Here is a 12610-nt window from a genome sequence, read left to right on the forward strand (position 1 = left end):
CATGAAGGCAGAACGGACGCTGGCCATGGGCCAGGACGAGGCTGTCGGCGGCGGCCGGCAAAGCGTTGAGGCGCCCTTCGGGCGGGCCCTGGCCAGACTTGGGCAGAGCCGGCCTGATATCGTCGGGCTGACCGCCGACCTTGGCAAATACACCGACATATTGCCGTTCCGGGACGCCTTTCCCGACCGCTTCTTCAATGTCGGCATGGCCGAACAGAATCTGGTCGCGGTCGCCGCCGGGCTTGCCCGCGCCGGCAAGGTGCCGTTCGCCACCACGTATGGCGTGTTCGCGACGCGTCGCGCCTATGACTTCGTCGCCATCGCGCTTGCCCACTCCAACCTCAACGTGAAGATCGTCGCTGGCCTGCCGGGATTGACGACAGGCTATGGCGGCACGCATCAGGCGATCGAGGATCTGGCGCTGATGCGCATGATCCCCGGCCTGACTGTCATCGATCCCTGCGACGCGACCGAGATCGAGGCGGCGACTGCCGCGGTCGCCGAGCATCAGGGGCCCGTCTATATGCGGCTGCTGCGCGGCAGCGTCCCCGTCGTGTTCGAGCCTGGCCGCACATTCGAGATCGGCAAGGCGAGGCGGCTTCGCGAAGGCTCCGATGTCGGCATCGTCTCGACCGGCTTCATGACCGAGCGGGCACTGGACGCGGCAGAGGCCTTGCAGAAACAGGGCATTTCCACCGGCGTCCTGCACGTGCCGACGATCAAGCCGTTCGACGCCTGCGCCGTGGCCGAGTTCGCCTCCGGCGTCCGCCGGATCGTCACGGCGGAAAACCATGTCATGGTCGGCGGCCTGGCCAGCCTTGTCGTCGAAAGCCTGTTCGAGGCGGGCATCGCGAAGAAAGTGACGCGCATCGGCCTGCCCGACCGCTATATCGAATGCRGCGCGGTGCCGACCTTGCAGGCGAAATACGGTCTCACCACCGAAGCCGTCATCGCAACGATTACCAGGTTAGTGACCGCATGAAGATCACCGACATCGAGACCTTTGCCGTCGGCGCCGGCTGGAAGAACTGGCTTTTCGTCAAGGTCCGTACCGACAAGGGCATCCATGGCGTCGGCGAAGGCACGCTGAACGGCTTCATCAAGACCACCGAGGCCGGCGTGCATGAGCTCAAGCATCTCGCGATCGGCCAGGACCCGCGCCGCATCAACGCCTTGGCCAAGCGCATGYTGGACAGTGTTTCGCTCGACGGCGGCCACATCCACCGCACGGTGATCGCGGCCATCGAGGTCGCCTGCTGGGATATTCTGGGCAAGAGCCTGGGCGTGCCGATCCACCAGCTTCTCGGCGGGCAAGTACGCGACACGGTGCTTGGCTATGCCAATGGCTGGTATCGCACGGAACGCACGCCGGAAGCCTTTCTCGAAGCCGCAAAGGCGGTGCTGGCCAAGGGCTTCAAGGCGTTCAAGCTAGACCCGTTCGGCACCGCGCAAGGTTTCATCTCTCGCGAGGAACTGGAGCTTTCCTACGCAATCTGCCGCGAACTGCGCGATGGACTGCCCAGCGACACGCTGATCCTGATCGACGTGCATGCGCGCTTCACCGAGATCGCAGCGCTTCAGGCGGCGCAGAAATTCGCCGATCTCGACATTTACTGGTGGGAGGAGCCGACCTCGCGCGATCGCCAGGAGACGGTGCATGAGGTGGCGCACCGCTCACCCATCCCGGTGGCGACCGGCGAAATGTACGACACGGTCGGCCAGTTCTACACGCTTGCCGCCGGCGGCGGCGTCAACATCTTCCAGCCCGAGCCGATGTCGCTTGGCGGCATCGCGCCGTCGCTGCAGGTCGCCAATCTTGCGCTTGCTCACGGCAGCCATATCGCGCCGCATCAAAGCGGCGGACCGGTGGCGACGGCGGTGTGCCTGCAGCTGGCGGCGGCGGTGCCGAATTTCCTGATCCAGGAGCACTTCGACGCCTTCAACGATCCTTGGACCCGCGATCTCGTGACCTGGCATCCGACCGTCAATCCGGACAATGGCCACCTGTCGCTGCCGCAAGCGCCGGGGCTCGGCATCGATCTCAACCTCGATGCGATCAAGGATCATCCTTACGATCCCAACGCCTATCTCAACGTCCATGCCCAGGGCTGGGAGAAGCGTCTGGGCCGCCGCGAGCAGCCGGTGACAAAATCCTGATCAGGCGCTTTCGCGGTCGATGATCTCGAAGCCGAGGCTGGTGACGGCCGACACCTCGCCATTGCCGCCCAGCCTTGCCAGCAATTGCCGCACGGCGCGCCGGCCCATGTCGTAGCGGTTGACCTTCACCGTGGTCAGCCGCGGATAGAGCTGCGCGGCGAGGTCCATGTCGCCATAGCCGGCGATGGCGATCCTGCCGGGCACCGCCCAGCCCCGCCGGTGGCATTCCTGCACGGCGCCGACGGCCAGCGTGTCGCTKGAGAAGAAGATGGCGTCGATGTCCTTGTGCCGCGATGTCAGCGTGATCAGCGCCTCGGCGCCGCCCTGCGCGGTGATCGGCACCTCGACTTCCATGCCGTCATGGTTCCTGATGCCGAGCTTGGTCAGCGCCGCATGGTAGCCGGTGCGGCGCTGTCGCAGGCGGTCATTGCCATGGATCGGCGTCGAGACGAAACCGATCCGCCTGTAGCCCTTGGCGGCCAGATGCATGGTCATGGCGTAGGCGGTCTCGAAATTGGAGATGCCGACCACCATGTCGATCGGATCGCGGCCCTTGACCTCGGAGATCTCGACCACCGGCGCGCCGCTGCCCTTCAACAAGCCACGCGCCGTTTCGCTTTGCACGAAGCTCTGAAGGATCATGCCGGCCGGGCGCCAGCCGAGCAGCGTGCGTATCGCTTTCTCCTCGGCTTCCGGCGTGAATTCACCCTGCACCAGCAGCATCGAATAGCCGCCCTCATGRCATTCGTCGGACATGCCTTGCACCTGCTCGGCGATGCCCGAATTGATCAGCGGCGGCACCACCGTCCCGATCATACGGCCGTTGCCGCGCATGCTCGACRCAAGCTGGTTGGGCACGAAGCCGATCTGCTCTATCGCCTCCAGCACCCTGGCGCGCGTCTCCGCCGAGACCCTGMCGGGATTGGACAGGGAACGCGACACGGTTATCGGCGCGACACCGATGCGTCGCGCGATCTCGCGAACCCCAAGGCGCTGCGAGGGTGTGTTCCCGCCGGGATCGTCACCTGACCCATCGGTCATCGCCAAGCTCCAACAAGCACGATGCGCGAAGGGAAATCCTGCGTCGGATCGCACGACCAGCGCATTCATAGCGGGTACGGCAGTCGCTTTCCAGCGACGTGCCCGGCATGGTGCATCCTCTGAAATTTCGCCGTTGACAAGTTATAATATTATAATCTTAATGGCGTCGAGGAGCACGCCGGGAAGGGCGTGGGCGAGATGGTGTCGGTTGCGGGAGCCGGCGACGTGCGCCGCCAGGGAGGTCAGGATTGGAAAGCGCGGCTGACGTGAACTCGCCGCCCCGGGATGGGCAATCTTTCCGGCGGCGGCTGATCGGCTTCATCGCCATCGGCGAAGTCGGCATGCTRGCGGCGATGGCTATGCTGATCGTCTTCTTCTGGCTGCTCGAACCGGCTTTCCTGTCGGAGCGCAACATCCGCGCCATTCTCAACGTCGTGTCGTTCGTCGGCATCATCGCCATCGGTCAGACCATCCTGCTGGTCGCCGGCGAATTCGACCTGTCCGTCGGCTCGGTGGCCGGCCTGTCCGCGGTCGTCGCCGCCAAGCTGATGACGGCGGCCGCGCTGCCGGTGACCGTGGCCATCCTAGGCGGGATCGGCGTCGGCGCGGCGATCGGGCTGCTCAACGGCGTGATCGTCGTCAGGCTCGGCATCCCTGCCTTCATCCAGACGCTCGGCATGCTGTTCATCGGCCAGGGCCTGATCCAGGTGGTGACGGGTGGCTATCCTGTCTATCCGCTGCCAGAGACGATCAATGCAATCGGCGGCGCCGACCTCGCCTTCGGCCTCGGCTGGAGCTTTGCCTTCTTCATCGTCGCGGCGATCCTCGCCGATTTCGTCCTGCGGCGCACCGTGCTCGGACGCAACATCTACGCCACCGGCGGCAACCAGGAAGTGGCGCGTCTCGTCGGCATCAACACCAGCGCCTACAAGATCGGCGCCTTCATCGTCGTCGGCGCGCTGTCAGCGATCGCCGGCATGTTCGTCATGGCCGATCTCGGCAGCGGCGGTACCTCGATCGGCAGCGGCTGGGAATTGACGGTGATCGCCGGGGTCGTGGTCGGCGGCGTCAGTCTGTTCGGCGGCGCCGGCACGGTCGCCGGCGGCGTTGTCGGCATCCTGATGCTGAAGGTGGTGCAGAGCGGCCTCGTCGTCATCGGCGTCAACTCCAACTGGCAGCAGATCGCCGTGGGCGTGATCATGGTCATGGCCGTCGGGCTCGACATTGTGCGCCGCCGCTACTTCATCGCCGGCGCTTAGCGGGGGCCACGAGGAACTCACTCAAACGGCACAATTTCCAAAACAACAGATCTTACGCCGGCAAGAACGCCGGTGAAGCAAGGGAGGTAGGACATGAAGATCGATCTGAGAAAGGGACTGATCCGTACGGCATTCGCGGCCGTGGCCGCCGCCGCGTCGCTGGGCTCGGCGGGCCTCGCCCAGGCCGCAGACATCCACCTGCTCTGGGTGCAGGCGATGAAGGACCACCCTGTCCATCGGCTCATGCAGGCGGGCTTCCTCAACAAGTGCAAGGAGCTCGGCTACACCTGCGAGGTGGTCGGCGATCCGAGCGCGACGAATTGGGACATTCCGGCGACGCTGCCGCTCGCCGAAGCCGCCCTGGCGCGCACCAAATACGACGCGATCGGCGTCTATGGTCCCGATCCGGCAATCTACTCCTACATCTCGAAGCTCGCCAAGGAGGGATTCCCGATCGTCACCTGGCATGTGCTGCCGCCGGAAGGCACCGTCCAGGGGCTGAAGGCCGCGACCGGCGAGGACATTGCCGGCGCGGGCCAGAACGCCGCCGTCGCCATCGGCGAGAAGCTCGGCGGCAAGGGCACGGTGGCGCTGACGCAAGGCGCGTCCAACGACACCGAGAACGCCATGTCGGCGGCCTTCCGCAAGACCATCGCCGAGAAGTACCCCAACATCAAGGTGCTCGACAYCCAGATGGAGGGCTTCGAGCCCTCGGCAGCCGAGGCCAAGGCAGTGGCGATCCTGCAAGGCAACCCGGACGTGACGGCGGCCTTCGGCACCACCGGCAACAGCATCCAGACCTGGTCGGGCGCGGCCCGCAAGGCTGGACGCGATGTCGTCATCGTCGGCATGGACTATATCAGGCAGAATCTCGACCTGGTGAAATCGGGCGCCGCCTACGGCATCGTCGCGCAGCCGCTCTATGAAGAGAGCGCCAAGGTTGCCGAACTGCTCGGCGATCTCGCCCAGGGCAAGACCGTGCCCTACAGCAATCCGTTGCCGGCCAAAGTGATCACCGCCGCCGACCTCGACCCCTATTACAAGATGCTGGACAGCGCCGGCCAGTAACGCCCCATCGCCGGGTCCGCGGCTTGCCCGGACCCGGCATCCGCCAGAGGATCGCCGTGCCCAACGTTGCCCAGGAACCGCTGTTGTCGGCCATCGCAATCGCCAAGAGCTTCGGTGGCGTTCAGGCGCTGCGCGGCGTCGATTTCGACGTCGTCCCGGGCGAGATCCACGCCTTGCTCGGCCAGAACGGCGCCGGCAAGTCGACGCTCGTGAAGATCCTCAACGGCGTGCATCCGGCCGGCTCCTACACCGGCGCCATCAAGCTCGACGGCAAGCCGGTCAGCTTTGTCTCGCCCGCCGACGCGCGGTCGAACGGTGTCGGCTATGTGCCGCAGGAGATCGAAGTGCTCGAGCAGCTCTCGGTCGCCGAGAACATCTTTGCCGGCCGCACCGGGCTGGGCGACGGCATGCTGGTCAACCAGCGGAAACTGGAACAGCGGGCGGGTGAGATCTTTGCCGATCTTGGCATCGGCATCGATCCCAGGGCCTATGTCGCATCGCTGACCTCGGCGCAGCGCCATCTGGTGATGATCGCCCGCGCCATCGTCATGAAGCCGCGCGTGCTGATGCTGGACGAGCCGACCGCCTCGCTCTCCGGCACGGAGGTCGACGCGCTGTTCAGTGTGCTCGGCCGCCTCAAGGCGCAGGGCGTCGCGATGATCTACATCACCCATCGCCTGCCGGAAGTGCTCGCCATCTGCGACCGCGCCACGGTGCTGCGCGACGGACAGGTGACGGTGCGTATCGCGAGGGAGGATTTCGACGCCGAGACCTTCATCTTCTCGATGTCGGGCCAACGATTGCAGCGGCTGTTCCCCGAGCATGCCGCCCCGGTCGGCGCGCCGACCGCGCTGGAGGTTCGCAACCTCACCGTCGCCGGCCATAGCGGCGCCGTGCATGGCGCGAAGGACATCAACCTCTCGGTGGCCGCCGGCGAGATCGTCGGGCTGGCGGGCCTGCTCGGCTCCGGCCGGAGCGAGATCCTGCACGGCATCTACGGCCGCGTCCCGGCCGAGGGCGAAATCCGCGTCGCCGGCGGTCCCGTGGCGATCGGAGCACCGAGCGGCGCCCGTGCCGCCGGCATTGCGCTTCTGACCGAGGACCGCAAGCGCGACGGCCTGCTGTTCAATCTGCCGGTCGGCGCCAACATCACCATCGGCAATCTTGCGCCCTTGTCGCGGCGCGGCGTGGTGCGCGGCGGGCTTGAACGCAGCTCCATCCTGGCCGCCATGCGCGCGCTCAACGTCAAGGCATCGTCGCCACTGGCCTCCGTCACCCACCTGTCGGGCGGCAACCAGCAGAAACTTCTGTTCGCCCGCGTGCTGATGCGGGCGCCGAAAGTGCTGCTGCTCGACGAGCCGACCAAGGGTGTCGACGCAGCCACGCGGCACGAGATCTACCGGCTCGTGGTCGAATTGGCCGAGAAGGGCGTGGCCTTGCTCATCGTCGCCTCCGAGCTCGAAGAGCTGATCGGCCTTTGCGACCGTTGCCTCGTCGTTGCCGACGGCCGCATCGTCGACGAATTCGGCCGCGGCGAAGGCGGCGAGGATCGCGTGCTGCGTTCCGTTGCCGCGGCCCAAACCGAACGCCACGCTTCAGGGGTCTCAGCGTGACGTTTGGCGGCAAACGCGTTCTGGTTACCGGCGCGGCCACCGGCATCGGCCGGGCGACGGCCGAATATCTCGTGAACGAGGGGGCGCAGGTCTTCGGCGCCGGGCTGGACGGTAAAGATGGCAAGGCGCTCGCTGGCCGTTACGCCGAAAGCCAACTGATCTTCCGCGAGAGCGATCTCACGCGTGAAACGGACGTCCAGGCAGCGGTGGCGATGGCATCAGAGCGGCTCGGCGGGCTCGACGCCGTCGTCAACTGCGCCGGCATCTATCCGACCGGCAAGCGGCTCGAAGAGCTTTCCGACGAAGACTGGGACAGGACCATTGCCGTCAACCTGACCGCTATCTTCCGCGTTTGCCGCACGACCCTGCCGCTGCTGCGCGCGGCCGGCGGCGGCTCGATCGTCAACATCGCCTCGGTGCATGCCGATGCGACGGTTCCCGGCGTGCCTGCCTATGCGGCGACAAAAGCCGCAGTCGTCGGATTGTCGCGACAGATGGCGCTCGACTATGCGGTCGACCGCATCCGCGTCAACGCCGTGCTGGTCGGCTCCGTCGCCACGAGGATGACACTGGACGGGCTGGAAGCGGCCGGCGGCCCGGAAGCGCTGGGCCTCTCATTCGAACCCAACAGGATCGCGCGCATCGCCAATCCGACCGAGATCGCCAGCGCCATCGGCTTCCTGATCTCGGACGCCTCTTCCTTCGTTACCGGCAGCGCCATGCAGGTGGATGGTGGGCTCCTGGCCCGATTGCTTTAGAGCATGATCCCGAAAAGTGGGAACCGGTTTTCGGAAAAGATCATGCTCCAACAAAGAGTTAGATCAGGATGTGAGCGCGAATGGCCTGAATGACACGGTCCCCGCCGCGCTTTCGCCGGGCGCAAGCACGATCACGCCTTCATCCGGATCGTTCCATTGGCCACGGTTGAAGGCGCCCGAGGCATTCGTCTGCGGTTCCAGGCAGAAATAAGGCTTGGTCGGATCGGCATAGAGCATCAGATGCTTGAAGACGGGATCGGCGACGATCCGCAATCCGGCGCCCCGCGACGGAAAGCGGATGATCGCTTCGCCGGTCCAGCCGCCATAGTCATTGTTGCGCCAACCGCCCGGCAGCGACCGGCCCTTTRCAAAATCCAGTTCGGGCGGCAGCGTGATCGGATCGCCCGAAACGCCCTCGGGCTCTTCGAGATGGAAGCGCCGGGCGCTGAATTGCAGCGTCACGTCCGGATCGCGATCGAACCAGGGATGCAGGCCAAAGCCGAACGGCATGGCAACCGGCCCTGTGTTGGTCAGCGTCACGGTCACGCTGAGCCCCTCTTCCGCAACGGCGAAGGCCTGCTCGGCGCGATAGGAATAGGGCTCCGCACCGGCGGCGACCTCGAGCGTCAGCGCGGCCGCGACGGAACTAGCCCTTGTGACGGTCCATGGCTTCTTCCAGCCACTGCCGTGGACGTTGAACCTCTCAGGCGGATTGTTCGGCAGAACCCGCCAGCGCCTCGTCTCGAAGTGGAATTCGTTCCCGGCGACGCGGTTGGCGTAGGGCACCATCGGGAACATGGCGACGCCCAGCACGTTGCCCGCATCGCGGTCGTCATCCGAAAGCTGGCGCATGAGGTCGATACCGCGCCAGCGCATCGCGCTGACGCTGCCGCCGATTGCCGGCGCCAGCCCGACTTCCAGCGCCCCTGCCTTGAGCGTCCGCGCCTCAGAAATTGCGCCCATAGCCCGCCGCCCAGCCGCCGTCGACGCCCAGCATCTGCCCGGTCGTGTAGCTGTTCAACGGATCGCAGAAGAACAGCACCGCGGCGACCGCCTCCTCGACGCTGCCAGCGCGGCCGACCGGCGTGTGGCTGAGCATCGCCTTGTCGCCCGAAACGATGGCATCGCCCTCGACGGCGCCGAAGCCGACTGYATTGACCAGGATTTTCGGCCCGAATTCCATGGCAAGCGAGCGCATCGCCGCAAGGATCGACGCGTTCTCCATGGAAAAGCGAGGATGGCGGCGCATCGGCATGCCGGCGACCGCCGAGATCAGGAAGACGATGCGGCCGCCGCGCTCGGCCATCTCCACGGCGGCCCTGCGCGCGTCGGCATACAGCGAGCGCGGATCGCCGGCTTTCGTTCCCGCACGCAGCGGACACGAGACCAGCAGGATATCGGCAGCACCTGTCGGGGCGCCTTCGACGATACGCCCGCCATTGGCGCGCAGTGCTGCGAGCACCGCATCGACGATCGCATTGGTTTCACCGTCCAGCGCGATCGCGGCGCCGGCGAGATCGATTTCCATGGCGGCGCTCACATCATGTACCCCGCGGTCCAGCCGCCATCGACAGCCAGCACCTGGCCGTTGATGTAGCTGGCGGCCGGAGAGGCCAGGAACAGCACGGCCTCGGCGATCTCCTCCGGCTCGGCCGGCCGGCCGAGCGGCACATGGGCGAGGAACTCCTGGGTGCGCCCGGCGAACTTGCCGTCGTCGCCGTAGAACAGCTTGGCGGTCAGCGCGGTCAGCACCGAGCCGGGCGCGACCGCGTTGGTCAGGATCCCCTTGGCGCCCAGTTCGATCGCCATCGACCGCGTCAGATGGACGATGGCGGCCTTGGYGGCAACGAACGGACTTTGCAGCCGCATCGCGGCAAGGCCGAYGACCGAGGCTATGTTGACGATACGCCCGCCCTTGCCGGCGGCGAGCATCGGCGCCAGCGCGGCCCGGCTCATGACGTAGAGGCCGTCGAGGTCGATGCCGGTGATGCGGTCCCATTCCTCGGGAGGGAATTCGTCTATGGTGACGCGGTGCGCCAAAGTATTGACGCCGGCGTTGTTGACCAGGATGTCGAGCCGTCCGTGCCGCYCCAAAACCCTGGCGATCGCGGCGTCGACCGATTGGCCGTCGCGAATGTCCAGAGCGCAGGCCATCGCATTGCGCAGGCCAGCCGCGACACGCTCGGCGCCTGCCATGTCGATATCGGCGACGACAACCGCGGCCCCGTTATCCGAAAGCCGTTTGGCGATGGCGCTTCCGATTGCGCCCGCCGCCCCTGTGACCAAGGCGACCCGATCCGATAAGTCACACCGCATTGCTCGCCGCCATCATCATTCCTCGACGCAAAGCTATTATAATAATATCAAAGGTCAAGGAAGCCCCAAACGGGGCCGATGATAGCGGATATCGGATTAGGAACGATAGCGGTCGATCCGCTCCGCGGCTGATCGGCACTATCCGTCCGCCAGCGCCGTCACCTCGCGCCGGAAAGGCAGCGCGTCACCGATATCGGCTTCGTCCAGCTCGCGGGCGAAGCGGTGGCCGGCATAGGTGGCCCAGGCGATCGGCCCCGGCGCTTCGGCATCGCCAATGACCTTGATCGAACGGATGCCGTTGTCGGCCCACTCGCTCTCCCGGGCCTTCAGCTCGCGCCAGACGGCATCGTCCTGGTTGCGCGACGTGACCAGCACGACTGYATCGGCCGCCAGCTCATGTTTCGCGCCGGTGTAGACGCAGGCCGTGACGACGCCGCCCGACGCGATCGCCGTGACGGTCCTGTTGAGCACGATATCGACGCCCATCTCCGCCAAGCGGCGGTGGATGGCGCCCTGCTCCAGCGTGTTGCGGGTCCAGTCCGAGACATAGGCCGACGGCGTCACCAGGGTCACCTTCGCGCCCTGGCGCGCCATCAGCTCGGCCAGCACGCCGCCCATGTAGTAGTGATCGTCGTCGAACAGCACGACATTGCCGGACGGCACCTTGCCGTCCATCAGGTCGTCGGGCGTGTAGACCGGCATCGTGGTATCGATCGGCATCGGCATGACATGGGCACGCGCGACGCCGTCGCGCCGCCAGGCCGATCCGGTGGCGATGGCGACGTTCTGGAACCCGAAGGACAGGATATCGTCGGCCGACAGCCGGCTTTCGAAATAGATGTCGACATTCGGCATCTGGCTGAGCTGGTACTGCCGGTAGTCGCGCACCCTGCCCCAGGCCGACAGGCCCGGCAGCAGGCATTCGCGCGCCACGCGCCCGCCAAGCGCGGTGCCGGCTTCCGCTATCGCCACCTGATAGCCGCGCAGGCCGAGCGCGCGGGCTGCCTCCAGCCCGGCTGGCCCGGCGCCGACAATCAGCACGCTGTCGCTGTCGCCCTTTGCCTGCATGCGCTCCGGATGCCAGCCCTTGCGCCATTCCTCCATGAAGGTCGGATTCTGCGTGCAGCGCGAGATCGACATCGTCATGTCGCCGGTGATGCAGATGTTGCAGCCGATGCATTCGCGGATGTCCTCGATGCGGCCCTCCTCGACTTTCCGCGGCAGGAAGGGATCGGCGATCGACGGACGGGCGCAGCCGATGAAATCGAGCGTGCCCGACTTGATCATCCTCACCATCACATCCGGCGAGGTGAAGCGGCCGACGCCGACGACCGGCTTTGAGGTCAGCTTCTTGATGCCGGAGACGAGGCTTTCCTGCGCCRCCTCTTCCTTGAAGCGTGATGGGCCGGAGCAATCCTCCCAGGCGCCGTGCGCGAGGTCCCAGAGATCGGGCAGATCGGCATGCATCTCGATCATGTCGCGGACTTCCGAATTGGCGAAGCCAAGCTCGCCGATCATCTCGTCCAGCGACAGCCTGAGCGTCAGACCGCAGGTGTCGCCGATCGCGTCGCGCCCTTCCTCGATCAGTTCGCGCATCAGCCGCGAGCGGKTTTCCAGCGAGCCGCCATATTCGTCGCTGCGCTGGTTGGTGGCTGTCGACAGGAAATGCTGGATGATGCCGAAGCCATGCGCACCGTAGAGGCAGACCAGGTCGAAACCGGCCTGCTTGGCGCGCTTGAAGGCATTGCGGTGCCAGCGGCGCAGGTCGCGGATATCCTGCCTGTCCATGGCGCGCGCCTGCACCGGATCGTTGGTGAAGGTGCGGATTGGCAAGGCCGACGGCCCGCGCGGGACCTCCTTGGTATAGAGATTGGGACCGTTGATGCCGGAATAGGCGAGCTGGATGCCGGCGAGCGCCCCATGTTCGTGCATGGCTTTCGCCATCTTGGCCAGCGCCGGAATGTCGGCGTCGTCCCACAGCCTGAGCTCGATGAAGGGCGTGATCTCCGAGGTGTGGTGCATCTCCGTCTGCTCGGTGAAGATGACGCCCCATCCGCCTTCGGATTTCATGCGCCGCATCTCGGCCGCGGCCGAAGGATCGCGGTAGCCGCCGCCATTGCAATGCGGAACCTGGTAGAAACGGTTCTTGGCCGTCACCGGACCGATCTTCATCGGCTCGAATAGAATGTCGTAGCGTTGGTCGCGCATGAGCTTTCTTTCCCGCGGGCCTGGTGCCGCCGGTGTGGTCGAGATTACTCATAAGTTGGCGGCGGCGCGGGAAAACTATGGATTTCTTCTGCGCGGATTAGGACGCGCCTAATCGCCCTTGCATGGATTAGCCTCAGGTGAACCGCCGCTGAGCCAAATGCGACTTCAGGGCGGCGGCGGCACGGTGCTA

General features: G+C 65.8%; 11 protein-coding genes. 6 read left to right on the forward strand and 5 right to left on the reverse strand.

What is annotated here, in order from left to right:
* Position 1 precedes the first annotated feature (1 nt).
* Both LCM4576_RS02340 and LCM4576_RS02345 read left to right on the forward strand, forming a co-directional pair.
* On the forward strand, positions 2-982 hold the full coding sequence (locus tag LCM4576_RS02340) for a transketolase family protein (protein ID WP_244510578.1): 981 nt from the start codon (positions 2-4) through the stop codon (positions 980-982).
* The gene (locus LCM4576_RS02345; protein WP_071030263.1) at positions 979-2157 is read left to right on the forward strand and encodes a mandelate racemase/muconate lactonizing enzyme family protein; all 1179 of its coding nucleotides are present in this window, start codon (positions 979-981) and stop codon (positions 2155-2157) included. The genes LCM4576_RS02340 and LCM4576_RS02345 overlap by 4 nt, the downstream gene beginning before the upstream one ends.
* On the opposite strand, the gene LCM4576_RS02350 is transcribed toward LCM4576_RS02345, so the two are convergent.
* Positions 2158-3198 (reverse strand): substrate-binding domain-containing protein, encoded by a 1041-nt coding sequence (locus LCM4576_RS02350; protein WP_071030264.1) that lies wholly within the window; start codon positions 3196-3198, stop codon positions 2158-2160.
* Positions 3199-3446: 248 nt separating this feature from the next.
* Here LCM4576_RS02350 and LCM4576_RS02355 point away from each other — a divergent pair, with 248 nt between their 5' ends.
* From LCM4576_RS02355 to LCM4576_RS02370, 4 genes are all read left to right on the forward strand, one after another.
* Complete coding sequence (locus LCM4576_RS02355; RefSeq protein WP_071030266.1) at positions 3447-4457, forward strand: ABC transporter permease; 1011 nt, start codon at positions 3447-3449, stop codon at positions 4455-4457.
* Positions 4458-4550: 93 nt separating this feature from the next.
* Positions 4551-5525, forward strand: a complete 975-nt coding sequence (locus tag LCM4576_RS02360; RefSeq protein ID WP_071030268.1) for a substrate-binding domain-containing protein — start codon at positions 4551-4553, stop codon at positions 5523-5525.
* Positions 5526-5608: 83 nt separating this feature from the next.
* Positions 5609-7138: a sugar ABC transporter ATP-binding protein gene (locus tag LCM4576_RS02365; RefSeq protein WP_244508343.1), complete on the forward strand. Its 1530-nt coding sequence runs from the start codon at positions 5609-5611 to the stop codon at positions 7136-7138.
* Positions 7135-7896: an SDR family NAD(P)-dependent oxidoreductase gene (locus tag LCM4576_RS02370; RefSeq protein WP_071030270.1), complete on the forward strand. Its 762-nt coding sequence runs from the start codon at positions 7135-7137 to the stop codon at positions 7894-7896. Before LCM4576_RS02365 ends, LCM4576_RS02370 begins: the two co-directional genes overlap by 4 nt.
* Before the next feature lie 63 nt (positions 7897-7959).
* Here the strand turns inward: LCM4576_RS02370 and LCM4576_RS02375 are convergent, their stop codons facing one another.
* From LCM4576_RS02375 to LCM4576_RS02390, 4 genes are all read right to left on the reverse strand, one after another.
* The gene (locus LCM4576_RS02375; RefSeq protein WP_071030272.1) at positions 7960-8859 is read right to left on the reverse strand and encodes an aldose 1-epimerase; all 900 of its coding nucleotides are present in this window, start codon (positions 8857-8859) and stop codon (positions 7960-7962) included.
* On the reverse strand, positions 8843-9424 hold the full coding sequence (locus tag LCM4576_RS02380; protein WP_071030274.1) for an SDR family oxidoreductase: 582 nt from the start codon (positions 9422-9424) through the stop codon (positions 8843-8845). Before LCM4576_RS02380 ends, LCM4576_RS02375 begins: the two co-directional genes overlap by 17 nt.
* A gap of 8 nt (positions 9425-9432) precedes the next feature.
* Entirely contained in the window at positions 9433-10212 is a 780-nt protein-coding gene (locus tag LCM4576_RS02385) for an SDR family NAD(P)-dependent oxidoreductase (RefSeq protein WP_071030276.1), read from the reverse strand.
* Between the two features lie 138 nt (positions 10213-10350).
* Complete coding sequence (locus LCM4576_RS02390; protein ID WP_071030278.1) at positions 10351-12420, reverse strand: NAD(P)-binding protein; 2070 nt, start codon at positions 12418-12420, stop codon at positions 10351-10353.
* Positions 12421-12610 lie beyond the last annotated feature (190 nt).

Origin of the sequence: Mesorhizobium sp. LCM 4576 (assembly GCF_001854815.1) — a bacterium.
GTDB classification, from domain to species: Bacteria; Pseudomonadota; Alphaproteobacteria; order Rhizobiales; family Rhizobiaceae; genus Mesorhizobium; species Mesorhizobium plurifarium.